A 22,892-nucleotide genomic window follows, 5' to 3' on the forward strand; every position below is an offset into this window, starting at 1 on the left:
CCGTGGTCAGACTCGAATGGCCGCTGCACGTCGTGCGCCGCGTGGCCCTGGCCGTCGCCGTTGCCGTCGCACTGGTGGCGGCCGGCTGGCTGGGCGTCGGCTGGATCCAGGAACGGCTGTCGAGATGCGCCGACGGAGTGGTCGAACAGGGTCCCCGCGACGAATGCGTCGGCGTGACCGACGGCTCCTACGCCTTCGCACCGGACCTCGACGCGGTGGGCAAGAAGATCGAGGAGGAGAACGCCCGGGTCCTCGCCGACGCGGACAAGGAACCGTACGTCAGCGTCGCCTACCTGACCTCCTTCACCACCACCGCCGATGACAGCAACTCCGCCGAGGGCGTCCGGCACGAACTGCAGGGCGCCTATCTCGCCCAGTACCGGCACAATCGCGGCGATCTGTCCGCCACCCCCAAGATCCGCCTCCTGATAGCGAACGCGGGCAGCAAGTCGGCGCACTGGCAGCACACCGTGGACGAGCTGATCGCCCGCAAGGACGCCCCGGACCGGCTGGTCGCCGTGGCCGGCCTCGGACCGAGCACGAACGAGAACCTCGCGGCCATACGGCGTCTCTCCGAGAACGGGATCGCCATGGTCGGCTCCACCATGACCGCCACGAACATCCAGGGCATCACCGGCTTCGTACGGGTCGCCCCCACCAACGAGGACGAGGCGTACGCGGCGGCCGCCTACCTCAAACGGCGGGGCGTCGGCACCGCGGTCGTCATCCAGGACGTGGCGGAGGGAAACCTGTACGCGTCCACCCTCGGCACGGCCTTCACCAAGGCCTTCCAGGAGGGTGACAAGCACAGGCTCGTCGCCGAACGCATGACGTACGACTCCTCCGTCAGCAGCGCCTGGCAGAACGAGCTCCGCTACATGCCCGGCCAGCTGTGCCAGCAACGCCCCCAGCTCGTCTACTTCGCGGGCCGCGGCCAGCACCTCACCCACTTCCTGGACGCCCTGTCCAACCGCAGCTGCACCGACCAGAAGTTCACCGTCTTCGCCGGGGACGACACCACCAACCTGACCGCCGAGCAGCTCGCCCACGCCGCCGAGACGGGCGTCGAGGTGCTCTACACCGGCCTCTCCCACCCCGACATGTACCGCGCGTCGCCGCAGTCGGTGTCCGCGCCGTCCGCGAAGAACTTCCAGCAGGGCGGGCTGCTCGACCAGTGGTTCCCGCACGACCGCCGGGACGACGGCGGGGCCCTGATGGGCCACGACGCCGTCCTCACCGCGGGCCACGGGATCCAGATGGCCGCCCGCTGGCAGGGCAAGGTCGCCGGCGACGCCGTGGCCCGGATGTTCCACCAGATGGACGGAAGCCAGCAGGTGGCCGGGGCCAGCGGTTTCATCTCTTTCCAGAACAACGGCAATCCCCGCAACAAGGCGGTCCCGATCCTGCGGCTCAACGCCAAGGGCCAGGCCGAGTTCGTCGAGGTGTCCGCGGCGGAGGGCAAGCCCCCGGAACAACAGTGAGGGACGGGTGAGCCGCGTCTCACCGGGGCAGCGGCGCTTGTCTATGCAACGAGTTGCATAGAAAAATCGGGGCATGGCACTCGAGCACGCGATCCTCGTCTCCCTGCTGGAGAAGCCGGGCTCCGGCTATGAGCTGGCCCGCCGCTTCGAGCGGTCCATCGGCTACTTCTGGACCGCCACCCACCAGCAGATCTACCGCGTGCTCAAGCGCATGGAGGGTGACGGCTGGATCGACGTCCGTGACGTGCCGCAAGAGGCGAGACCGGACAAGAAGGAGTACTCCGTCGCCGCCGCCGGCCGGGCCGCCCTGGCCGCCTGGCTCCACGAGCCGATCCAGCCCGAGGGCATCCGGCACGAGCTCGCCGTGAAGATCCGCGGCGCGGCCTTCGACGACCCGGCCGCGCTGATCCGCGAGGTCGAACGGCACCACCTTGCGCACACCGACCGGCTCACGCGCTATCTCGCGGGGGAGCTGCGCGACTTCACCGGCCCGGACGCCCCCGCGCCGACCGACGCCGGGCGGGAGCTCCAGCACGTCGTGCTCCGCGGCGGCATCGCCTACGAGCGGATGACGATCGCCTGGCTCGAGGACGTGCTCGCCACGCTCCACCGGCTCGCCGAGCGCTGAACCCCGTATCTCACCCCCGGAACCTCACCCCCTTGATCCCTCGACTGATCCCCCGACCCGAAAGGCGGACCTCCATGGCCGACCCGCTGCTGTTCAACCCGCGCACCTACGACCCCGCGCACTTCGACCCCGAGACCCGCAGGCTGCTGCGCGCCACCGTCGACTGGTTCGAGGACCGCGGCAAGCGCAGGCTCATCGAGGACTACCGCTCCCGTGCCTGGCTCGGCGACTTCCTGGCGTTCGCCGCCAAGGAGGACCTGTTCGCGACCTTCCTCACCCCGGCCTCCGCCGCCGGCCAGGACGAACCGGACAAGCGCTGGGACACGGCACGGATCGCCGCCCTCAACGAGATCTTCGGCTTCTACGGCCTGGACTACTGGTACGCGTGGCAGGTCACCATCCTGGGTCTCGGCCCGGTCTGGCAGAGCGACAACGCCGTCGCCCGCGGCCGCGCGGCGCAGCTCCTCGGCGAGGGCGACGTGTTCGCCTTCGGCCTGTCCGAGAAGACCCACGGCGCCGACATCTACTCCACCGACATGCTGCTGGAGCCGGACGGCGAAGGCGGTTTCCGGGCCGGCGGATCCAAGTACTACATCGGCAACGGCAATGCCGCCGGTCTCGTCTCCGTCTTCGGCCGCCGCACCGACGTCGAGGGCCCCGACGGCTACGTCTTCTTCGCCGCCGACAGCCGTCACCCGGCGTACCAGCTCGTGAAGAACGTCGTCGACTCCTCCAAGTACGTCAGCGAGTTCCGTCTCGTCGACTACCCGGTCGGCGCCGACGACGTCCTGCACACCGGCCGCGCCGCCTTCGACGCCGCCCTCAACACCGTTAACGTCGGCAAGTTCAACCTCTGCACCGCCTCGATCGGCATCTGCGAGCACGCGATGTACGAGGCCGTCACCCACGCGCAGAACCGCATCCTCTACGGGCGCCCCGTCACCGCCTTCCCGCACGTGCGCCGCGAGCTGGCCGACGCCTACGTCCGCCTCGTCGGGATGAAGCTGTTCAGCGACCGCGCCGTCGACTACTTCCGCTCCGCCGGCCCCGACGACCGCCGCTACCTGCTGTTCAACCCGATGACCAAGATGAAGGTGACCACCGAGGGCGAGAAGGTCATCGACCTGATGTGGGACGTCATCGCGGCCAAGGGCTTCGAGAAGGACACCTACTTCGCCCAAGCGGCCGTCGAGATCCGCGGTCTGCCCAAGCTGGAGGGCACGGTCCACGTCAACCTGGCGCTGATCCTCAAGTTCATGCGCAACCACCTGCTGGAACCGGCCGAGTACGCACCCGTGCCGACCCGCCTCGACTCCGCCGACGACGCGTTCCTCTTCCGACAGGGGCCGGCCCGCGGTCTGGGCTCCGTACGCTTCCACGACTGGCGCCCCGCCTACGACGCGTACGCCGCCGTGCCCAATGTCTCCCGCTTCCGTGAGCAGGCCGACGCCCTGTGCGCGTTCGTCACGACCGCCGCACCCGACGAGGAGCAGAGCCGCGACCTCGATCTTCTCCTGGCCGTGGGCCAGCTGTTCGCCCTGGTCGTGCACGGCCAGCTGATCCTGGAACAGGCCCGCCTGACCGGTCTGGACGAGGACGTGCTCGACGAACTGTTCGGCGTCCTCGTGCGGGACTTCTCCGCGCACGCGGTCGAGCTGCACGGCAAGGACTCCGCCACCGCGGACCAGCAGGACTGGGCCCTCGGCGCCGTCCGGCGCCCGGTCGTCGACGCCGACCGCTCGGCGCGGGTCTGGGCGCGCGTGGAGGCGCTGGCCGGGGCGTACGAGATGGCGCCGTAACGAGGCGTGGCGCCCGTACGGACGGCTCCCGGCGACGGGAGCCGTCCGTACGACGGGCAGACGGGTCAGGTCTGCTTCGTCCAGCGCTGGGACGCCTGCCCACCGCAGGTGTTCGTCACCAGGCCGCTGGCCATGCCCAGGTCGAGGCAGCCGCCGCTGTAGTCGTTCCGCAGGCTGCCGTCCGACCCCGTACGCCACAGGAGGCTCGTGCCCGAGGAGCAGTCGCCGACGAAGACGGCCTGGCCGAGCATATTGGCGTACAGGCACCCGCCGGTCTGCTTGTTGACGAGCTTGAAACTGCCGTCGGACCTGCTCTGTACGGTCCACCGGGCGGTCGAGTCCGAGCAGTCACCGTGGTCCGAAGAGCCGTAGACCTGGGTGATGCACTCGCCGTTGTTGCCGTTGCGGTAGCGGTAGGTGCCGGAAGCGGGGGGCGCCGGCGCCGTGGGGGCCGTGGACGTCCCGCCTCCGGAGGGGCGCGGGCTGCCGGCGCCGCCCGCGTTGGCGGAGCTTCCCGGGCCTCCCGAGCCGGTCTGGGTACCGCCGTTGCCGCTCCCGCCGCCGGGGCCGGGCCCGGCAGCAGCGCCCCCCGCGCCCGCGGCCGGGGGGCCGGCCGTCCCGCCCTGTCCCTGGTCCTTGCCGTCCCCCGAGGCCTGCTCCTGGCCCGGGGAAGGTCCGGGTGACGCCGCGCCCGACGGGCTGCCGCCCGCCGTCGACGCCGTAGGGTCGGCGGGCGCCGAGACCGGCGCGCTCGGAGTTCCCTGTGCGCCGGTCCGCGGCGAGGACGCGTACGGGAGGTTCTGGATGGCGAGCGTCGTACCGCCCGCGACCACGACGACGGGGACGACGGCGAGCAGGGCGCGGGTTCGGCGGCGGCGTTCGGGCCGCTCCCGCCGCTCGGGCCGTTCGGCCGGCTCGGGACGTTCCGGACGGGCCTCGGCCGCGGGTTCCGGGCCGGGGCCCTCCTCCGGTTCCGGCTTCGTGCCCGTGAGCGGGAGCGTCGGTTCGTCGATCTCCTGCACGTTCGCGGCGAAGGCGGCCCGCTCGGTCAGGCGCTCGGTGACGGCCGCCGGCCACAGCGGTGTGCCGAACGGGCCGTGCCGGGCAGCGCGTTCGAGGAGTTCGGCGGCGGTGGGCCGGCCCTCGGGGTCCTTGTCGAGGCAGGCCGCGACGAGTTCGGCGAGTTCCGGTTCCAGCTCCCGCAACGGCCCCAGGTCGGGCTCTTCGTGGACGATGCGGTACAGCACGCCGTGCCCCGACTCGTCGCCGAAGGGCGGCTGGCCGCACGCCGCGTACGCGAGCACCGAGCCCAGCGCGAACACGTCGGTGGCGCCGCTCAACCGCCGTTTCCCCGAAGCCTGTTCGGGCGCCATGTAGGCGGGGGTGCCCACGACCATGCCGGTCCTGGTCAGCTGGCTCTGTTCGGCCGCCCGGGCGACGCCGAAGTCGATGAGGGTGAGACCGTCGAGGGTCAGCATGACATTGGACGGCTTGAGGTCCCGGTGCACCATGTCCAGCCCGTGCACCGCCGCCAGACCCGCCGCCGCCTCCCGCAGCAGCAACCACAGCGCGTGTGCGGGCAGCGGGCCGCCGTGCAGGCCGATGGCCTCCTTCAGGGTGAGGCCGGGGATGTACGCGGTGGCGAACCACGGGGGCCTTGCGGTCCGGTCGCTGGCGAGCAGCGGCGCGGTGGCCTCCGCGGGCAGCCGGGCGAGGTTGTCCAACTCGTGCCCGAAACGGCGCACGAAGTCCTCGTCCTCGCCGACGACGGAGGCGAGCAGTTGCTTGACGGCGACGTACCGGCCCTCCTGGACCCCGAGGTACACCCGCCCCATGCCGCCGGCCCCCAGCCGGCCCGCCAGCGCAATCGACCCGATCCGGGGCGGATCGCCCGCCTCCAGCGGTTCGGCTCCGCTCCCCCTCAGCTCTAACACGTCAGCCCCGCTAGAAATTGGAATCAGTTTCTAGAAATAAATCTACCTGATGAGCCACCTCGGCAACACGCCGAGGTGCGGGCGGACTTACCGGTGCCGGATCGCCTTCACCAGTCCCGCGACGAGGTTCGCCCGCTCGGTCATCGCCTCGACCACCAGGTACTCGTGGTCCGCGTGGGCGCCGCCCCCGACCGCTCCGAGGCCGTCGAGCGTGGGCACCCCCAGCGCGGCCGTGAAGTTGCCGTCGCTGCCGCCGCCGACCGCCTTGCCCTCGAGGCCGGGAAGCAGCTGCTGCGCCACGGCGAAGAGTTCGGCCGCCGCCGATTCGGGCATCGGGGGCCGGCTGACGGCTCCCTCCACCGCGATCCGCGCCTCGTCGAGATGCGGAGCCAGTGCGGCGAACGCGGATTCGATGCGTTCCGTCTCGTGGGCCGACTCGACCCGTACGTCGACGACGACGGTCGCCTCGGCGGGGACGACGTTGTCCAGGGTTCCCGCGGACGCGACGGTCGGGGTGACGGTCGTGCCGATTTCCGGTCGCCCGAGCGCCGCGATGTCCAGTACCTGGTGCGCTGCTTCGATCAGGGCGTTGACCCCGGCCGTGGGCTCCAGGCCCGCGTGCGACGCCCGGCCCGCGATGGAGACCTGGAACGTGCCGCAGCCCTTGCGGCCGGTCTTCAGGGCTCCGCCGTCAGCGGCGCCCTCGAGCACGAGTACCGCGCCGCAGGCAAGGGCTCGTTCCTCGAGGAGAGCTCGGGAGGAGCGGGAGCCGACCTCCTCGTCGGCGGTCATCAGAATCTCGACGCCCGACCGGTCTTCGAGCGTCGCCAGGCCGTGAACGGCCTGGACCAGACCGCCGAGCATGTCGAAGACCCCGGGGCCGGTCACGTGCCCGTCCTCGACCAGGAACGGGCGGCGTTCAAGGGTGCCGAGCGGGAAGACCGTGTCGTGGTGACCGAGGATCAGCACCTTGGGATCGCCGCCCCCCGACCAGTGCACGTGCGGTCCGGCTTCGCTCTCGACGAGGACGGCCTGCCCGCCGAGGCGGCTCTCGATGACCGCGGCGACCACCTTGGCCGATGCCGTCAAGGCGCCGAGATCGCGCGATGGGGACTCGGTCTCGACGAGTGTCCTGAGGTCCTCGATCATCGCGTCAACGCTCACGTGGGCGGTCTTGTGCATCGTCATGTCGCACAGGTTAGTGGTCGCCCGACCTCGAGGTAAAGAATCCTTGACATGATGTCGAGACTGCTTGACACTCCGAGTGTCTGGTTTTCTTGACATGGGGGAGTGGGAGCGGGAAGTGACAGTCGAGGAGAAACGTGCCTGGAGCATGCTGGTGGTCGCGGTCGCGTCGTACGCCGCGTACCTGTGGGTGGTACTGAGCCGCCCCGCGGCGGTGCCGCTGACCCGGGCGCCTTACGTGGAAGCCCTGTTGTGGAGCGTCGGCCTGGCGATCGCCGCCTCGATCGCCGCCCACATCGTGATCGCCGCCTTCTCGCAGCGGGAGGCGAACGTCAAGGACCAGCGTGACCGCGAGATCCACCGCTTCGGTGAGTACGTGGGACAGTCGCTGGTCGTGATCGGCGCGGTGGCCGGCCTGGTCCTGGCGATGGCCGAGGCCGCTCCGTTCTGGATCGCCAATTGCATCTACCTGGCCTTCGTCCTGTCGTCGGTGCTCGGCTCGGCGGTCAAGGTCATCTCCTACCGGTTCGGTTTCCACCCGTGGTGAAGGCGACGAGGGTCACCAACACCATCAGGGCCCAGCGCTTCGCCCACGGCGAGATGACCCAGGCCGAGCTCGCCCGCCGCATCGGAGTGAGCCGGCAGACCGTCATCGCCATCGAACAGGGCCGCTACTCGCCGTCGCTGGAGATGGCCTTCCAGATCGCCCGGGTGTTCGGCGTTCCCCTCGACAGCGTCTTCCAGTACTCGGCCCAACCGGGCAGCTCGGACCACACCGGCACAGAGGGAGACACCTCATGAGAGCCATCGTCCACGACGTCTACGGAACACCCGACGTCCTGCGCCTCGACGAGATCGACCAGCCCGTGCCCGGCCGGGGCGAGGTGCTGCTGCGCGTAGGGGCGGCCGGCGTCGACCAGGGCGTCTGGCACCTGATGGCGGGCATGCCCTACGCGATCCGCGCGGCGGGCTTCGGCCTGCGGGCACCCAAGCAGCGCGTGAGGGGTCTGGACGTCGCGGGCCGTGTGGAGGCCGTCGGCCCGGACGTCACCCGCTTCCGGCCCGGCGACGAGGTGTACGGCACCTGCACCGGCTCCTTCGCGCAGTACGCGTGCGCCAAGGAGGAAGAGCTGGCTCCCCGTCCGGCCCGGCTCACGCCCGAACAGGCGGCGGTCGTCACGATCTCCGGGTGCACCGCCCTCCAGGCCCTGCGCGCCGGCCGGCTGAAGCCCGGCGGGCGGGTCCTGGTGATCGGGGCCTCGGGTGGGGTGGGCACCTACGCCGTACAACTGGCCAAGGCCCTGGGGGCCGCTCACGTCACCGGGGTGTGCAGCGCCTCCAAGGCGGACCTGGTCCGCTCCCTCGGCGCCGACGAGGTCGTCGACTACGCCCGCGAGGACCCCACCGACGGCGTCCACCGCTACGATCTCGTCCTCGACATCGCGGGCAACCGACCCCTGCACCGGCTCCGCCGGGCCCTGACCCCGCGCGGGACCCTGGTCATGGTCGGCGGCGAGACCGACGGCCGCTGGCTCGGCGGCTACCACCGCCAGTTGTGGGCCCTGCTGCTGTCGCCCTTCGTCCGCCAGCAGTTGCGGGGACTCGCCTCCACCCCGAACCCCGAGGACCTGCGCGCCCTCGGGGAGTTCATCGAGTCCGGCTCGCTGACCCCGGTCCTCGACCGTACGTACCCGCTGGCCGAAGTCCCCGACGCAGTACGCCGCCTGAGGTCCGGTCACGCACGGGGCAAGATCGCGATCAGCCTGTGACGGGCATTCGTGCGGGCGCTCCGGCGCAGCTGAGGCGGTCGGCGGTGACGGGGGCGCCGTCGACGGTGTTGCGGTCGTAGGTGACCGTCTTGACCAGGACGGGCCGGGTGGCGACGCTGACGTCGAAGACGTTGTCCAGCTTCGGGTCGGGCCGCAGGCGGGCGCCGGGCAGGGCGGCCGCGAGGGTTGCGGCGTCCTCCTCCCGCCCGGGGGGATGGCTGATGACCGGCGGACCGGCGGGACGTACCGGCGGTGCGGACTGCGTGGCGGTGACGGCGAAGCCGGTCGCGCGCAGGGCCGCGGCCACGGTGTCGTCGTCCACACGGACCGCGATGTTCGCCGGGTTGCTCGAGACCGGTGTTTCCGGGACGGGCTGGATGCGCGTGTCCCCGGTGATGGAGCGGTCCGCGCCGAGAGCGTCCCACAGCGCCGCGGATCGGGGCTCGTCCCACACCAGGGTGGAGCCCACGCCGGGTACCCGGTGGTCGAAGAGGCGGATCGGGACGGTCGCGAACTCGGTGCGGTCCGTGCGCAGACGGCCGAGTGCCCAGCCGATGCGGATCAGGTCGGACAGGCCGGTGCCCTCGCCGGTGCGTACGGACTTCAGCAAGGCCCGGGCGGTGCGCGCCGTGTTGACGGGTCCGTCCAGGGCGCCCTCGGCGGTGAGGCGGGCCAGGAGGTCGGTGACCACGCGCTGCTGCCGGCGGACGCGGCCGAGGTCTCCGGGCCGCTGGTTGACGTGCCGGGCCCGGACGTAGCGCAGCGTGTGGTTGCCGTCGGTGCGGTGGACACCCGAGGGGATGTCGAGGCCGGAGTTCTCGTCCTGGAGCGGCCTGTCCGTGCACACGGTCGCGCCGCCGAGGTTGTCGACGGCCTGCTCGAAGCCGGTGAAGCCGGTCTCCAGGAAGTGGTCGACGTGCAGGCCGGTCGCCTTCTCGACGGTGCGCACCGTGAGCGGGCCGCCGCCGATCTTGTACGCGCCGTTGATCTTTCCCCACCGGGCGGGGCCGGTGTCGCCGGCGGGGCGTGCGTACTCGACGTAGGAGTCACGCGGGATGGACACGACACTCGCGCGGCGCTGGTCCTGCGACAGGTGCACGAGCATCATCACGTCGGTGCAGTTGCACCCCTCGCCGCCCACGTGCAGCCGGCGTTTCTCGGCGGCGGAGAGGCCGGCGCGGCTGTCGACCCCCACGACGAGGATGTTCGTACCCCGGCCCGGACCCTCCCGGTCGGCCGAGACGGCCTGCGGGCCCAGGAGGGTGCCGGAGCCGAGGGTTGCCAGCAGGGTGAGAGCAACAGTGAGACGACGCACGCACATCCCCAAAATCGTCCGAATCGCTAACGAAACGGACAGTAGTGGGTCGATGTGCGAGCGACGGGGCTACGCGCCGGGAGCCGCCGCCTCATTGGCGTAGTGGAAGCGGCGCCCGGCTGCTGGCCGGCTACTGGCTTGCTACTGCCCTGCGCGGCCGCTCGCGAGCGGCCACTCGCGGTTGAGGGTGCCCAGCGGGATGCGGTGCTGGAAGACCGGCGTGCCGAACAGGGACAGCTCGAAGTGGAGTTGTCCGCTCAGATCGAAGCCGCCGTACAGCGCCCAGGATCCGTTCACCGCGCTCTTGCCGTCGGTGGACGCGGTCGCCTTGACCTCGGCCTCGCCGCGCACATAGGGGGCGAAGTCGGCGCTGACGCCGACGGCCCCGTACAGGCCGACGGAAGCCTCGGCGCCGAGAGCGCCCTTGACCCGCCCGGCGGCGGTGACGCTGGCCTTCACCGGGGAGCTCTGCACGGCCGAGGTGCTGACCGGAGTCCAGCCCTGCCCCGACGCGTAACTGCCGCCGACCCGGAAGTCGCCCTTGACGTCCTGCTGGACGTCGACGGTGACGCGGCCGTCCGCCTCCACCTGGACGTAACAGGTCAGGTCGAGGTTGACGACGACGGGCACGGGGCCCACCTGGATGACGGGGGTGCTGTGCAGCTTGGCGAACGGGATCCGCTTGGGCGCGTCGCCGGTGCTCGCGGCGGCGCGGCCTTTGAGCGCCCACTGGGAGGACCAGTCGCCGCTCATGCCGAGGAAGGCGGACTTCGGGCCGAAGGTGCCGCCCGAGCTGCCGTCGTACGAGAACTCCACCCGGGGGGCGAGCTGGACGAAGCCGGACACCGAGGCGCCGGCCGAGGCGGGGGCGTCCTTGGCGGTGTCCACCGCGGCGTTCACGTCCAGCCGCAGGGTGCCGAGGGGCAGTGTCGCGCCCTGGGGCCCGAACCGCGCGCCCTGGCTCTTCGCCCAGGAGAAGGTGACGCCCTTCATCAACGGCTCGACGGTGACCGAGGACGGGTCGACCGGGACCTTCCCGTCGGCCTTGTCGTCGTCGAGGACGGAGGCCAGCGTAGTGGCGGCGGTCTTCACCTCGGTGCCGCGGTCGGTCTTTCCGACGACCTCGGTGACCTTCGCGAGCAGGCCGTCGGGGGCGCCGGGCGCCGGTGCGCTGGCGATGACGTCGCCCACCGCCACGGGCTTGTCGGGTGCGGGGGAGTGGCTGGGCGAACCGGTCGGCTTCTGGGCTGCTGCCGTGGATATGACGGCCCGTCCGCTCGCCTTGTCGTACGAGGCGACCTGGAGCGAGGACTTCTCGGGCCGGCCCTTGCCGCCGCCGGTGCGGGCCACGGCCGTCGGCGCGGACGATCCCTGCGGCGCGGCGGTCACGTCGAGCTGCTGTGTGCCGTCGGCGGCCGGCGCGGTGGTGGCGGCGCTTCCCGGTGCGGCCGCGCCGGTGTTGTGTGCGGGCGAGGAGCAGCCGGTGGCGGCAAGCGCCAGGGTGGTCAGGCCGGGGAGCAGGAGGCGTCTGGCGAGCGTGCGCACGGAGATGTGACCTTCGTGTGGGGGAGGGAGGGGGCGTTACCCGTAAGTAACGTGAAGGTTGATCATGCCATGGGCGCACTGCGGCAGTCATCTTGAGATCTGGCCAACTCACTTGAGACACAAGATGGTTGAGGCTTCATTCACGTGGGGTGGCGGCGCGGCGGGGCCGGGCTACACCACGTCACCCGCCGCGAGGGCTCTTTCCGCGCTGTTGATGAGCTCCTTGTAGGTGAGGATCTCGATCCGGTTCAGGTGCGACGTGTGAATGCGCAGGGCCTCGTTGATTTCCTTTTCGTCGACTTCCGGCTGACTCAGCGGATGCCCGATGAGAATGATCGCGCTTGCGCGCCGGGTGTCGATGCCGAACTCCATCGATATGCGTTCTCGATTCTCATCCAAGCCGACAAGGTAGTTGATGGCTTGACCCACGGCATCATTCACCTCTCTCCTGGGCACCCAGGAGCCCCGGTGTTCCTTCACCAGCTTCACCGCCGCGGCTTGTTTCAGCTCGACTATCTGAAGCGAGCCGTCGCCACGGATCAACGGGATGTCGACTTCGTCCCCGGGTACCAGCCTCCGTTGCTGGGCCTCACCGATGAAGCGTCCGCCGAACACCCAGTACATCCCGTTCAACGCCCGCTGCAAAGCGTGTTCGGACGCAGTGGCGTCTTCAGCCACCCGGCGCAGCTCGCGGAGATGGGCCGCTCGGCGCTGTAGTTCTGCTGCACGCAAGACTGTTCGTCCGTCTTCGTCTGCTGCAAGGACGGCGAGGGCCTCAGGAGACGACATGATGCGGTGGGCAGCTTCCGCCGGATCCGTGACTTCAACTCGGTTCTTCAATACGCGCTCCGTCCACAGTGCACGCTCGGCGATCCCGCGAGGTATGTGGTAACGCGCCGGATCATCCACGGGGGCTTGCATGAACCGGGCGTCCTGGCCCAGCTTGCGCACGTGCTCCAGAACCTCCGCGACAACAGCTCCAGGATGTTCACTCAGGTACTTCTCGGCTTCGGTGCACCAGAGCTCGTTGATCCTGGCCACGGTCCTCGCGATGGAATCGAGCCCCAGCTTGTCTCGCGGGCCCTGATCCCGGTAGTGCAACCGGTACTTCTCCTCGTAATCGGGCCTGAGGAGTCGCCCTTCCGTGTAATGGAGGGCGTCTTGCAGGGACCTTACGATCTCCCATTCGTCTGCTGTTGCCGCCGAGGTCCGCGCCCGGGCGAGAAGTTCCGTCAGCCGCTTTCCTCCCCTTCGCTTTCCGCCGGTGCCGGACCGTACGTGACGCAGGGCAGCCATGACCGCGCTCTGCACGGTCTCCGCCGTTGCGGCAGAGAGGATCTTGCCGAGGTGGAGCTCGAGAGCCATGTCGGATCGTGTGGACATGAGCAGGATTCTGACTCAGGGGTCTGACAGGCCGGTCCAGCCGGGCCTCACCCCCGCAGTCGTCGCTCCACCGCGCCATCACCCCAGAAACGACAACCGGACCTGCCGCCGCGGGTTGTCCCGGTTGGTGTCGACCAGCACCACCGACTGCCAGGTCCCCAGCGCGAGCTCGCCGCCGAGCACCGGCAGCGTCATGTGCGGTGGCACGAACGCGGGCAGTACGTGGTCGCGGCCGTGCCCGGGGGAGCCGTGCCGGTGCCGCCAGCGGTCGTCGGCGGGCAGCAGCGTGCGGAGCGCCTCCAGCAGGTCCTCGTCGCTGCCGGCGCCCGTCTCGATGACGGCCAGCCCCGCCGTCGCGTGCGGGGTGAACACGTTGAGCAGGCCGTCCCGACGCCGGGCGGCCGCCCCCAGGAACTCCGTACAGGCGGCGGTCAGGTCGTGCACGGTCTCCGACGCGCCGGTGACGACCTCGATGGTGCGGCTGGTGAAGGTGTCTGCCATCCGTCCATCGTCTCGCGGCAACGGGTGCGCGCCGGGGCCGCCGCACCGGGCGAGGTGCGTCGCGGGAGGCTCCGGTGTGCGGCCGATCCGCTGAAATCCGGCCGCGCCGCGCATCGTCAGGCGTCCGTGCGGGCAGCCAGCCACTGTGGCTCGCCCCGTCCCCCGCCCGCAGAGCCGGCCCGCGACGTCCCCCGTGGCCGCCGTGGCTCCCGTGCCCGTCCGTCCGCCGTCCGCCCGGCACGCGCTCGTCGCCGGGTCCGTCGGCAACTTCGTGGAGTGGTACGAGTTCGGCGTCTACGGCTCCTTCGCCACCGTCATCGCCGCCCGCTTCTTCACCCCCGACGGCGGCGACCGTGCCGAGGCGCTCATCGCGACCTATGCCGCCTTCGCCATCGCCTTCTTCTTCCGCCCGCTGGGCGCCCTGATCTTCGGACGGCTCGCGGACCGGGCGGGCCGCAGGCCCGCGCTCGTCCTCGCCGTCGCCCTGATGACCGGCGCGACCACCCTGATCGGAGTACTGCCCGCGTACTCCACCGCCGGCGCCGTCGCACCGTGGCTGCTGACCCTGCTGCGCAGCATCCAAGGACTGTCCGCCGGGGGCGAGTTCGGTGGAGCCGTGAGCCTCCTGACCGAGACCGCACCGCCTGGCCGGCGCGGCCGCCACGGTGCCTGGCAGTCGTTCACCGTCGCCCTCGGGCTCCTCACGGGCGCGGGCGTCGCCGTCGGCCTGGCGACCCTGCTCTCCGAGAGCGACCTGTACGCGTGGGGCTGGCGCATCCCCTTCCTGCTCGCCCTGCCGCTGGGCGCCGTCGCGCTGTGGTTGCGGCTGCGGCTGCCGGAGACCGCGGGACCCTCGAACCGGGCGGACGTCCCGGGCCGGGCGGACCTCACAGGCCGGGCAGACGCCCCAGGCCGCGCCGACACGGCGCGCGCCGTCGTCCTCGGCGTCGGCCGCATCATGGGCTGGTCCGCGGCCGGCTACACCTTCCTCGTCGTGCTGCCCTCCTACCTCCAGGCCACTCTCGGCACCACCTTCCAGCAGGCCCTGGCCGCCACCTTCGTCGCCAACCTCGGATTCGCCGCCGCGATCCTCCCCGCCGGAACACTCAGCGACCGGGTGGGCCGGCGTACCGTCATGCTCACCGGCAGCATCCTCGTCGTCCTGACCGCCGTACCGCTCCTGCACCTCCTGCGCGACCCGGGCACATCCGTCGCGGCGAAGGCAGCACTGCTGGCGGCGGCCGGCGCGATGATCGGACTCCTGGCCGGGCCGGGCCCCGCCCTGCTCGCGGAGATGTTCCCGACGCGCGTGCGCAGCACCGGGCTGGGCCTGGCCTACGCGCTCTCCAACGCCGTCTTCTCCGGATGCGCGGGCCTGATCGTCACCACGCTCGTACGGCACACCGGGAACCCGGACATTCCCGCGCTCTACGCGGCGGGCGCCTGCGCGCTGGCCGTCCCCGCCCTGCTCACCCTGCGCCCCGACGACCACCTGAGGCCCCTGCGATGACCCACCACGCCGCGCCGCCCGCACCGCAAGCCGCGCAGACCACCGTCATCGGCCTGATGTCCGGCACTTCCTGCGACGCCGTCGACGCCGCGGCCGCCCGCATCACCCGGGACGGCTCCGAACTGCGCCTCACCCCGCTCGGCATGGTCAGCGAGCCGTACGACGACGAGCTGCGCCACGCGCTCGCGGCAGCGCTCCCGCCCGGGCGCACCACCCTCGCCGACGTGTGCCGCCTCGACACCCGGATCGGGCAGTCGTTCGCCCGTCTCGCCGCCCGGGCCGATCGCGAACTCTGCGCGGGCCGGGCCGAACTGATCGCCTCCCACGGCCAGACCGTCTTCCACTGGGCGGACGGCGGCCTCGTCCACGGGACCCTGCAACTCGGCGAACCCGCGTGGATCGCGGAGGCGACCGGACTCCCCGTCGTCTCCGGCTTCCGGACCCGGGACATCGCCGCCGGCGGCCAGGGCGCACCCCTGGTCGGCCTGATCGACCGCATGCTGCTGCGCGGACACCCCGGCGTACCGGCCGCGCTGAACGTCGGCGGCATCGCCAACGCCACCGTGCTCACCCCGGACGGCACCCCGGCGGCCTTCGACTCCGGGCCCGGCAACGCCCTTCTCGACGCCGCCGCCCGCCACCTCACCGCCGGGCGCCTCGACCGCGACACCGACGGCCGCCTGGCGGCCCGCGGCACCGTCCACCGGCCGCTGCTCGACCGCCTGCTCGCCGAGCCGTACTACGTGCTGCCCGCGCCCAAGACCACCGGCCGGGAGCTGTTCCACTCCGGCTACCTGCGTACGGCCCTGGACGCGGTCGGCCCGCTCTCCACCCCCGACGTCCTCGCCACCCTCACCCGGCTCACCGCCCGCACCGTCGCCGACGCGCTGCGCCCGTTCGGGGTCACCGAGGTGCTGGCCTCCGGCGGCGGCACGCGCAACCCCGTCCTGATGACCGCACTTCGCCAGGAACTCGGTGCCGCGGTACGGCTGCGCACCTCGGACGCGGTGGGGCTGCCCAGCGCCGCCAAGGAGGCGTACGCCTTCGCCGTACTGGGCTACCTCACCCTGCACGGCCTGCCGGGCACCGTGCCGCAGTGCACGGGCGCGGCGGGCCCCCGGGTCCTCGGCAGCCTCACGCCGGGCCGTACGCCGCTCCGTCTGCCCCCGCCGCTGACGCAGGCGCCCCGCACCCTGACGGTCACCCCGCCACCGGCTGCCTCGCCTGCGCCGGCGCCCTGGCGGTGACCATCACGCCGGCGATCAGGCCCGCGAGCAGGAGGGTGCCGACCTCCCACCAGAGGCCGTCGGCGTAGCCGCGCAGCAGCTCCTGGGCCTGATCATCCGGTGACGCATGGGCGAGGCGGGCGGTCATGAAGCTCGTGAGCAGCGCCGTGCCGATCGCCTCGCCCACCTGCTGGGCCGTGATGACGGTGGCCGAGGCTGCGCCGGAGTGCTGCGGAGCGATGGCGGCGGTCGCGGTGGCGAAGACCGGAGTGAAGGCCAGACCGGTGCCGAAGCCGGCGAGGAGCATGCCGGGCAGCACCTGGATCGGGTAGGCGCCGCCGGCCTCGAGTCCCGTCAGGAGCAGCAGCCCGACAGCCGTGATCACCAGGCCCGACACGATCAGGACCCGGGGCGCGGTGCGGTGCAGCAGGCGGGCGGAGACCTGGGTGGAGCCGATGACGGCAGCCGCGGCCATGGGCAGGATCAGCACCCCGGCCATGGCCGGGGCGTAGCCGAGTACGTAGTGCAAATAGAAGGACAGGACGGGCAACAGGGAGAGGACGCCGATGCCGGCCAGGAGCACCACGAGGATGCAGCCGACGCGGTTGCGGTCCTGGAGGACGTACGGCGAAAGCAGGGGGCTGGACGTCCTGGTCTGCCACCACAGGAAGGCCACGAGCAGCAGGGTGCCCGCCGCGAGCAGGACCAGGGTCAGGGGGGTGGTCCAGCCGCGCTGCCGGGCATCGCCGAGGCCATAGACGAGGGCGGCGAGTCCCAGCGAGCCGAGCAGCACGCCGGGCCCGTCGAAGCGGGCGCCGGTGCGCCCCGGGCGATCGGGCAGCAGGGCGTTGGCGAGGATCAGCGCGATCACGGCGAAGGGGATGCACGCGTACTGGGTCCAGCGCCAGCTCAGTGTCTCGGAGAGCCAGCCGCCGGTGAGCAGCCCGAGCGCCCCGCCGCCGACGGTGATCGCGGCGTAGATCCCGAAGGCCCGGGCGCGTTCCTTCGGGTCGGTGAAGCCGGTGGCCACCAGGGACAGTGCGGACGGTGTGAGCAGGGCGGCGGAGGCGCCCTGCAGGGCGCGGGCCGCGATCAGCAGAGCGGGGTCGCCGGCCGAGCCGCCGAGCGCGGAGGCCACCGCGAAGCCGGCCAGGCCGATGACCAGGGTCCGTTTGGCCCCCACGAGGTCGGCGATGTGCCCGCCGAGCAGCAGCATCCCGGCGAAGGCAACCAGGTAGGCGCTGATCGCCGGGCTCAGGTCGTCGGCGTGGAGGTCGAGCTCGGCCTGGACGATCGGGATCGCCATGTTGAAGGTCGTCGCGTCGAGCAGCACCAGCAGCTGCGTCAGGGCGATCACCACCAGGCTCCCCCAGCGCCTGGGGTGCGGGGACGCCGGGTCCTGGAAGGTGGCCGGGGACGGGGGCGGCCCGAAGCCCTGCGCAGGCACGAAGTGCGCCGGGGCGGTCGGCGCGTACGCGGGCGGCGGGGGCAGCGGCTGGGCGGAGGGGCTGCGGGGGTCCGGGTGTGCGGCGGGGGCCCCGGCGAGGGCTTCAGCGGGTGCGGCGGGTGCGGCGGGGGCGTAGTCCAGCAACTGGGCGGCATGGCGGCCGAGTTGCGCCAGCACCGCACCCGGCAGCCACTCCGAGGCCTGATCCGGTGTCGTGCGCGCGGCCACCTGCTGCGGGGTGGGCCGCTTGGCCGGGTCCTTGTCCAGACATGCGCGGACGAGATCGACCAGCGTCTCCGGTACACCGGTCAGGTCCGCCTCCTCCTCGGCGACCCGGAAGAGGTGGGCGTTCAGACCGGTGTCCGTGGCGCCGAACAGATGGCGTCCGGTGGCGGCGTAGACGAGGACGGCGCCCAGGCAGAAGACATCGCTGGCGGGGGTGAGTTCAAGGCCGCGGACCTGTTCCGGCGACATGAAGCCGGGGGAGCCGATCAGCATGCCGGTGCGGGTGTGCAGGCTGTCCCCGGCGAGGCTGTCCATCGCCCGCGCGATGCCGAAGTCGATGACGCGGGGGCCGTCGACGGTGACGAGGACGTTGGACGGCTTCAGGTCGCGATGGATCAGGCCCGCGTCGTGTACGGCCTGCAGGGCGAGGGCGAGCCGGTTGGCGAGGGTGTGGACCGAGTGCTCGGGCAACGGCCCGAAGTCCTGGGCGACCACGGTGTGCAGGTCCGGCCCCGGGATGTACTGGGTCGCCACCCAGGGCACGGCCGCCTCGGGGTCGGCGTCGAGCACGTCCGCCGTCCAACTCCCGCCCACCCGCCGGGCGGCGGCCACTTCGCGGGCGAAGCGCCTGCGGAACTCCGGGTGCCCGGCGTGCTCGGCCTGCACGACCTTCACGGCCACGGTGCGTCCGCCCTCGGAACGACCCAGATAGACCAGACCCATGCCGCCCGCGCCCAGCCGGGCGATCAGGCGGTACGGGCCGATGCGGGTCGGGTCTTCTGCGATCAACTGGTCCACGGGAAAAAGGTAGGCCAACTATCCGACAGGGGTGGGGTCATCACGCGAATCGTGTGCGCTCCACCTCCGCAAACGCGTGCCGGAGCTACTCTCCGGACATGGAACGCGCAGAGGTCATCAAGCGAGTCATCGGAATCCTCACCGAAGCCCAGGAGATCCGCCGAGCGGTGGTGGCGGGAGAGGACGACGACACCCCGGAAACGGAAGCAGGGGTGGTCACCCAGCTGCTGAACGAGATGCTGCCCTCGATCAGCGTGCCGGCCGAGTCCTCCCCGCAGCAGGTGGCGCGCCTGGTCGCGGAGGCCCTCGGACCGGCCCTGCACACGATGGTCGCCGGGTTCAGCCTGGCCTTCACCAGCCTGGCCATGGCGCACGACAGCGGTCGTACGGACGTCTCCTCGCTCGAGGTCCTCCAGGAACTCGCCCTCGAGGTGGAGGCGGGGACCTACGACGAGGACTCCTAGGACAGGGCCTGGCCGGTGAAGGGAGAATGCCGGCATGAAGATGACCGGACAGGCCCTCAACCGTGCGACTCTCGCCCGACAGTTGCTGCTCGGCCGCGAGTCCCTCGACGTCGCGGACGCGGTGCGCCGGGTGGTCGCCCTGCAGGCGCAGGAGCCCGCCTCACCGTACGTCGCGCTGTGGAACAGGCTGAGCGGTTTCGACCCGGCGGGCCTCGACGCGGCCCTGAGCGGTCACCGAACGGTCAAGGCGACCCTGATGCGGCTCACCCTGCACGCGGTCCACGCCGAGGACTACCGGCACTTCCGGGAGGCCATGGAACCGACCCTGCGCGGCTCCCGGCTCGGCGACTCCCGTTTCACGGCATCCGGGCTCAGCGCCGATGAGGCCGGAGTGCTGGTCGGCGATCTGCTGGGGTACGCGGACCAGCCCCGCACCGTCGCCGAGATCGGGGGCTGGCTCGGGGAACGACTCGGCGCACCGATGGAGTCGGCGGCCCAGCGGATGCTGCGGCAGTACGCGCCGCTGTGGCACGCGCCCACGGGAGGGCCCTGGTCGTTCGAGACCCGGCCCTCGTACGTCGCGGCGGGAGCGCGACCGGTCCTGGCCGATGCCGACGCCGCGGCCGGCGGCCTGCAGATCCTGATCCGCCGCTACCTGGAGGGCTTCGGGCCGGCGTCGGTGGCGGACATGGCGCAGTTCGCGCTGGTCCAGCGGGCCCGGGTCCGCGCGGCGGTGCACGCGCTCGGCGACGGACTCGAGCAGCTGGAAGGCCCGGACGGCACGGTGCTGTACGACCTCCCCGGCGCACCACGGCCGACGGAGGACACTCCCGCCCCACCCCGGCTGATGGCCATGTGGGACAGCATCCTGCTGGCCTACGCCGACCGCAGCCGCGTCATTCCGCCCGCCTACCGCAAGCACGTGATCCGCGTGAACGGCGATGTACTGCCCACCCTGCTGGTCGACGGCCACGTCGCCGGTGTGTGGCGCCCCGTCGGCGGCGGGATCGAGGCCGCTGCCTTTCACCCCCTGCCGGAGGACACCTGGGAGGTACTGGCCGCGGAGGCCGGAGCGCTCGTCTCGTTCCTCGCTTCCCGCGACCCAAGGGCCTACCGGCGCTACGACCACTGGTGGACCAAGGGCCTCCCGGCCGCGGAGACCCGGCTGCTCGGCGGCGACCGAGCCGCCGGGTTCCGCGAGGGTGCCGGTCAGGCGCCGACGTAGGCCGCGAGGTGCTCGCCGGTGAGGGTGGGGCGGGTGGCGACGAGGTCGGCGGGGGTGCCCTCGAAGACGATCAGGCCGCCGTCGTGGCCGGCGCCGGGGCCGAGGTCGATGATCCAGTCGGCGTGCGCCATGACCGCCTGGTGGTGCTCGATGACGACGACCGACTTGCCGGAGTCGACGAGCCGGTCCAGCAGGCCGAGCAGGTGTTCCACGTCGGCGAGGTGCAGGCCGGTGGTCGGTTCGTCGAGGACGTAGACCCCTCCCTTCTCCGACATGTGGGTGGCCAGCTTGAGCCGCTGCCGCTCGCCGCCGGACAGCGTGGTGAGCGGCTGGCCGAGGCTGAGGTAGCCGAGGCCCACGTCGGCGAGGCGGTCGAGGATCTTGTGCGCGGCCGGCGTGTGCGCTTCGCCGCTGCCGAAGAACTCCTCGGCCTCCGTCACGGACATCGCGAGCACCTCGCTGATGTCGCGGCCGCCGAGGTGGTACTCCAGGACCGAGGCGTCGAACCGCTTCCCCTCGCAGTCCTCGCAGGTGGTGGCGACGCCCTGCATGATCGCCAGGTCGGTGTAGATGACGCCGGCGCCGTTGCAGGTCGGGCAGGCGCCCTCGGAGTTGGCGCTGAACAGCGCCGGCTTCACCCCGTTGGCCTTGGCGAACGCCTTGCGGATCGGGTCGAGCAGCCCGGTGTAGGTGGCCGGATTGCTGCGCCTGGAGCCGCGGATCGGGCTCTGGTCGATCGACACCACGCCCTCGCCGGGCGCCCCCGACCGGTGTGGCAGTGAGCCGTGGACGAGTGAGCTCTTGCCGGAGCCGGCGACCCCGGTGATGACGGTCAGCACCCCGAGCGGGATGTCGACGTCCACGTCGCGCAGGTTGTTCGCCGTCGCGCCGCGGATCTCCAGCGCGCCGGTGGACTTGCGCACCGTCTCCTTGAGGGAGGACCGGTCGTCGTAGTGGCGGCCGGTGGTGGTCCCGCTGGCCCGCAGCCCCTCGACGGTGCCCTCGAAGCAGACGGTGCCGCCCGTCGTTCCGGCGCCGGGGCCGAGGTCGACGACGTGGTCGGCGATCGCGATCGTCTCCGGCTTGTGCTCCACGACGAGCACGGTGTTGCCCTTGTCCCGCAGCCGCAGCAGCAGGTCGTTCATGCGCTGGATGTCATGGGGGTGCAGGCCGATGGTGGGCTCGTCGAAGACGTAGGTGATGTCGGTGAGGGCCGAGCCGAGGTGGCGGATCATCTTGACGCGCTGCGCCTCTCCGCCCGACAGCGTGCCCGCGGGCCGCTCCAGCGCGAGATAGCCGAGGCCGATCTCCACGAACGAGTCGAGGGTCTGCTGGAGCGCGGTGAGCAGCGGCGCCACCGTCGGCTCCTCGAGGCCGCGGACCCATTCGGCGAGGTCGCGGATCTCCATCGCGCAGGCGTCGGCGATGCTGATCTTCTTGATCTTCGACGTGCGGGCGCCCTCGCTGAGCCGGGTGCCGTCGCACTCGGGGCAGGTGGTGAAGGTGACGGCCCGCTCCACGAACGCCCTGATGTGCGGCTGCATCGCCTCCTTGTCCTTGGACAGGAACGACTTCTGGATCTTGGGGATCAGCCCTTCGTAGGTGAGGTTGATGCCGTTGACCTTGACCTTGGTCGGCTCGCCGTAGAGGAAGTCCTGCATCTCCTGCTTGGTGAACCGGCGGATCGGCTTGTTCGGGTCGAGGAAGCCCGACTGGGCGTAGAGCCCCACCGTCCACTGGCTGTCCGACTTCCAGCCGGGGATGGTGAACGCGCCTTCGGCGAGCGACTTGGAGTCGTCGTAGAGCTGGGTGAGGTCGATGTCGGAGACCTTGCCCCGGCCCTCGCAGTGCGTGCACATGCCGCCGGTGCGCTCGTAGGTCGCTCTCACCGCCTTCTTGTTGCCCTTCTCGACGGTGATCGCACCGGTCGCCCGGACCGAGGCGGTGTTGAAGGAGTACGCGCTGGGCGGGCCGATGTGCGGCTTGCCGAGCCGGCTGAAGAGGATGCGCAGCATCGCGTTGGCGTCGGTGGCGGTGCCGACCGTGGAGCGCGGGTCGGCACCCATCCGCTGCTGGTCGACGCTGATCACGGTCGTCAGTCCGTCGAGTACGTCGACCTCGGGCCGTGCCAGGTTCGGCATGAAGCCCTGCACGAAGGAGCTGTAGGTCTCGTTGATCAGCCGCTGCGACTCCGCGGCGATCGTGTCGAACACCAGCGAGCTCTTGCCCGAGCCCGACACGCCGGTGAACACCGTCAGCCGACGCTTCGGGATCTCGATGCTGACGTCCTTGAGGTTGTTCTCGCGCGCGCCGTGCACGCGGATCAGATCGTGGCTGTCGGCATCGTGCGGCGCAGGCGACTGCGTGTCCGACCTCGTGACCTTGCTCATCGTGTCTCCATCTGTCGGGAGGGGGCCGCTCGCGCGGCCCCCTTCGGTGTCGCCTGGCTCGATCCGG

18 protein-coding genes are annotated in these 22,892 nt (G+C 71.5%); 10 read left to right on the top strand and 8 right to left on the bottom strand.

Annotated features, from left to right (window positions below; genetic code table 11):
• Positions 1-2: 2 nt before the first annotated feature.
• The 3 genes from JIW86_RS36110 to JIW86_RS36120 all read left to right on the top strand — a co-directional run bounded on the left by JIW86_RS36110 (position 3) and on the right by JIW86_RS36120 (position 3,908).
• Positions 3-1,481, top strand: a complete 1,479-nt coding sequence (locus JIW86_RS36110; RefSeq protein ID WP_257558521.1) for a branched-chain amino acid ABC transporter substrate-binding protein — start codon at positions 3-5, stop codon at positions 1,479-1,481.
• Positions 1,482-1,554: 73 nt separating this feature from the next.
• On the top strand, positions 1,555-2,109 hold the full coding sequence (locus tag JIW86_RS36115; protein ID WP_257558522.1) for a PadR family transcriptional regulator: 555 nt from the start codon (positions 1,555-1,557) through the stop codon (positions 2,107-2,109).
• A 74-nt stretch (positions 2,110-2,183) separates the two neighbouring features.
• Positions 2,184-3,908: an acyl-CoA dehydrogenase family protein gene (locus JIW86_RS36120; protein ID WP_257558524.1), complete on the top strand. Its 1,725-nt coding sequence runs from the start codon at positions 2,184-2,186 to the stop codon at positions 3,906-3,908.
• Positions 3,909-3,973: 65 nt separating this feature from the next.
• Here JIW86_RS36120 and JIW86_RS36125 read toward each other — a convergent pair whose 3' ends face one another.
• Together JIW86_RS36125 and JIW86_RS36130 are read right to left on the bottom strand one after the other, a co-directional pair.
• A complete protein-coding gene (locus JIW86_RS36125) occupies positions 3,974-5,842 on the bottom strand; it encodes a serine/threonine protein kinase (RefSeq protein WP_257558526.1) in 1,869 nt (622 codons plus the stop codon).
• Between the two features lie 87 nt (positions 5,843-5,929).
• Positions 5,930-7,030, bottom strand: coding sequence for a M20 family metallopeptidase (locus tag JIW86_RS36130; protein ID WP_257558527.1), 1,101 nt, complete (start codon positions 7,028-7,030; stop codon positions 5,930-5,932).
• A gap of 115 nt (positions 7,031-7,145) precedes the next feature.
• Between JIW86_RS36130 and JIW86_RS36135 the strand changes: the two genes are divergently transcribed.
• Genes JIW86_RS36135 through JIW86_RS36145 form a run of 3 tightly spaced genes read left to right on the top strand, consistent with a single transcriptional unit; the run spans position 7,146 to position 8,796 of the window.
• A complete protein-coding gene (locus JIW86_RS36135) occupies positions 7,146-7,574 on the top strand; it encodes a hypothetical protein (protein ID WP_257558529.1) in 429 nt (142 codons plus the stop codon).
• Complete coding sequence (locus tag JIW86_RS36140) at positions 7,571-7,828, top strand: helix-turn-helix transcriptional regulator (protein WP_374199248.1); 258 nt, start codon at positions 7,571-7,573, stop codon at positions 7,826-7,828. Before JIW86_RS36135 ends, JIW86_RS36140 begins: the two co-directional genes overlap by 4 nt.
• The gene (locus JIW86_RS36145; protein WP_257558531.1) at positions 7,825-8,796 is read left to right on the top strand and encodes an NAD(P)-dependent alcohol dehydrogenase; all 972 of its coding nucleotides are present in this window, start codon (positions 7,825-7,827) and stop codon (positions 8,794-8,796) included. Before JIW86_RS36140 ends, JIW86_RS36145 begins: the two co-directional genes overlap by 4 nt.
• Here the strand turns inward: JIW86_RS36145 and JIW86_RS36150 are convergent.
• The 4 genes from JIW86_RS36150 to JIW86_RS36165 all read right to left on the bottom strand — a co-directional run bounded on the left by JIW86_RS36150 (position 8,786) and on the right by JIW86_RS36165 (position 13,540).
• Positions 8,786-10,117: an LCP family protein gene (locus JIW86_RS36150; protein ID WP_257558533.1), complete on the bottom strand. Its 1,332-nt coding sequence runs from the start codon at positions 10,115-10,117 to the stop codon at positions 8,786-8,788. The genes JIW86_RS36145 and JIW86_RS36150 overlap by 11 nt on opposite strands.
• Positions 10,118-10,252: 135 nt before the next feature.
• Entirely contained in the window at positions 10,253-11,656 is a 1,404-nt protein-coding gene (locus JIW86_RS36155) for a hypothetical protein (RefSeq protein WP_257558535.1), read from the bottom strand.
• Positions 11,657-11,827: 171 nt separating this feature from the next.
• The gene (locus JIW86_RS36160) at positions 11,828-13,021 is read right to left on the bottom strand and encodes a DUF4263 domain-containing protein (protein WP_257558537.1); all 1,194 of its coding nucleotides are present in this window, start codon (positions 13,019-13,021) and stop codon (positions 11,828-11,830) included.
• A gap of 96 nt (positions 13,022-13,117) precedes the next feature.
• Entirely contained in the window at positions 13,118-13,540 is a 423-nt protein-coding gene (locus JIW86_RS36165) for a YjbQ family protein (RefSeq protein WP_257558539.1), read from the bottom strand.
• A 211-nt stretch (positions 13,541-13,751) separates the two neighbouring features.
• On the opposite strand from JIW86_RS36165, the gene JIW86_RS36170 reads away from it, so the two are divergent.
• Positions 13,752-15,050, top strand: coding sequence for an MFS transporter (locus JIW86_RS36170; protein WP_416237635.1), 1,299 nt, complete (start codon positions 13,752-13,754; stop codon positions 15,048-15,050).
• Positions 15,047-16,297, top strand: coding sequence for an anhydro-N-acetylmuramic acid kinase (locus JIW86_RS36175; RefSeq protein ID WP_257558542.1), 1,251 nt, complete (start codon positions 15,047-15,049; stop codon positions 16,295-16,297). Before JIW86_RS36170 ends, JIW86_RS36175 begins: the two co-directional genes overlap by 4 nt.
• On the opposite strand, the gene JIW86_RS41760 is transcribed toward JIW86_RS36175, so the two are convergent.
• Entirely contained in the window at positions 16,251-18,746 is a 2,496-nt protein-coding gene (locus tag JIW86_RS41760; protein WP_322975574.1) for an MDR family MFS transporter, read from the bottom strand. The two genes, JIW86_RS36175 and JIW86_RS41760, sit on opposite strands and share 47 nt — an antisense overlap.
• A 98-nt stretch (positions 18,747-18,844) precedes the next feature.
• Here JIW86_RS41760 and JIW86_RS36190 point away from each other — a divergent pair, with 98 nt between their 5' ends.
• Both JIW86_RS36190 and JIW86_RS36195 read left to right on the top strand, forming a co-directional pair.
• The gene (locus tag JIW86_RS36190; protein WP_215142759.1) at positions 18,845-19,210 is read left to right on the top strand and encodes a hypothetical protein; all 366 of its coding nucleotides are present in this window, start codon (positions 18,845-18,847) and stop codon (positions 19,208-19,210) included.
• Positions 19,211-19,244: 34 nt separating this feature from the next.
• Positions 19,245-20,435 carry a winged helix DNA-binding domain-containing protein gene (locus JIW86_RS36195; RefSeq protein WP_257558554.1) on the top strand — a complete coding sequence of 397 codons (1,191 nt, stop codon included), beginning with the start codon at positions 19,245-19,247 and terminating at the stop codon, positions 20,433-20,435.
• Here JIW86_RS36195 and JIW86_RS36200 read toward each other — a convergent pair.
• Entirely contained in the window at positions 20,420-22,825 is a 2,406-nt protein-coding gene (locus JIW86_RS36200; RefSeq protein WP_257558555.1) for an excinuclease ABC subunit UvrA, read from the bottom strand. The genes JIW86_RS36195 and JIW86_RS36200 overlap by 16 nt on opposite strands.
• Positions 22,826-22,892: the final 67 nt, after the last annotated feature.

Origin of the sequence: Streptomyces sp. NBC_00162 (assembly GCF_024611995.1) — a bacterium.
Classification (GTDB): domain Bacteria; phylum Actinomycetota; class Actinomycetes; order Streptomycetales; family Streptomycetaceae; genus Streptomyces.

Excerpts from the sequence above, each read along its gene's own strand:
- JIW86_RS36115 (WP_257558522.1), top strand. The coding sequence starts at position 1,555 with ATGGCACTCGAGCACGCGATCCTCGTCTCCCTGCTGGAGAAGCCGGGC.
- JIW86_RS36120 (WP_257558524.1), top strand. The coding sequence starts at position 2,184 with ATGGCCGACCCGCTGCTGTTCAACCCGCGCACCTACGACCCCGCGCAC.
- JIW86_RS36130 (WP_257558527.1), bottom strand. The coding sequence starts at position 7,030 with ATGACGATGCACAAGACCGCCCACGTGAGCGTTGACGCGATGATCGAG.
- JIW86_RS36145 (WP_257558531.1), top strand. The coding sequence starts at position 7,825 with ATGAGAGCCATCGTCCACGACGTCTACGGAACACCCGACGTCCTGCGC.
- JIW86_RS36150 (WP_257558533.1), bottom strand. The coding sequence starts at position 10,117 with ATGTGCGTGCGTCGTCTCACTGTTGCTCTCACCCTGCTGGCAACCCTC.
- JIW86_RS36160 (WP_257558537.1), bottom strand. The coding sequence starts at position 13,021 with ATGGCTCTCGAGCTCCACCTCGGCAAGATCCTCTCTGCCGCAACGGCG.
- JIW86_RS36165 (WP_257558539.1), bottom strand. The coding sequence starts at position 13,540 with ATGGCAGACACCTTCACCAGCCGCACCATCGAGGTCGTCACCGGCGCG.
- JIW86_RS36175 (WP_257558542.1), top strand. The coding sequence starts at position 15,047 with ATGACCCACCACGCCGCGCCGCCCGCACCGCAAGCCGCGCAGACCACC.
- JIW86_RS36190 (WP_215142759.1), top strand. The coding sequence starts at position 18,845 with ATGGAACGCGCAGAGGTCATCAAGCGAGTCATCGGAATCCTCACCGAA.
- JIW86_RS36195 (WP_257558554.1), top strand. The coding sequence starts at position 19,245 with ATGAAGATGACCGGACAGGCCCTCAACCGTGCGACTCTCGCCCGACAG.
- JIW86_RS36200 (WP_257558555.1), bottom strand. The coding sequence starts at position 22,825 with ATGAGCAAGGTCACGAGGTCGGACACGCAGTCGCCTGCGCCGCACGAT.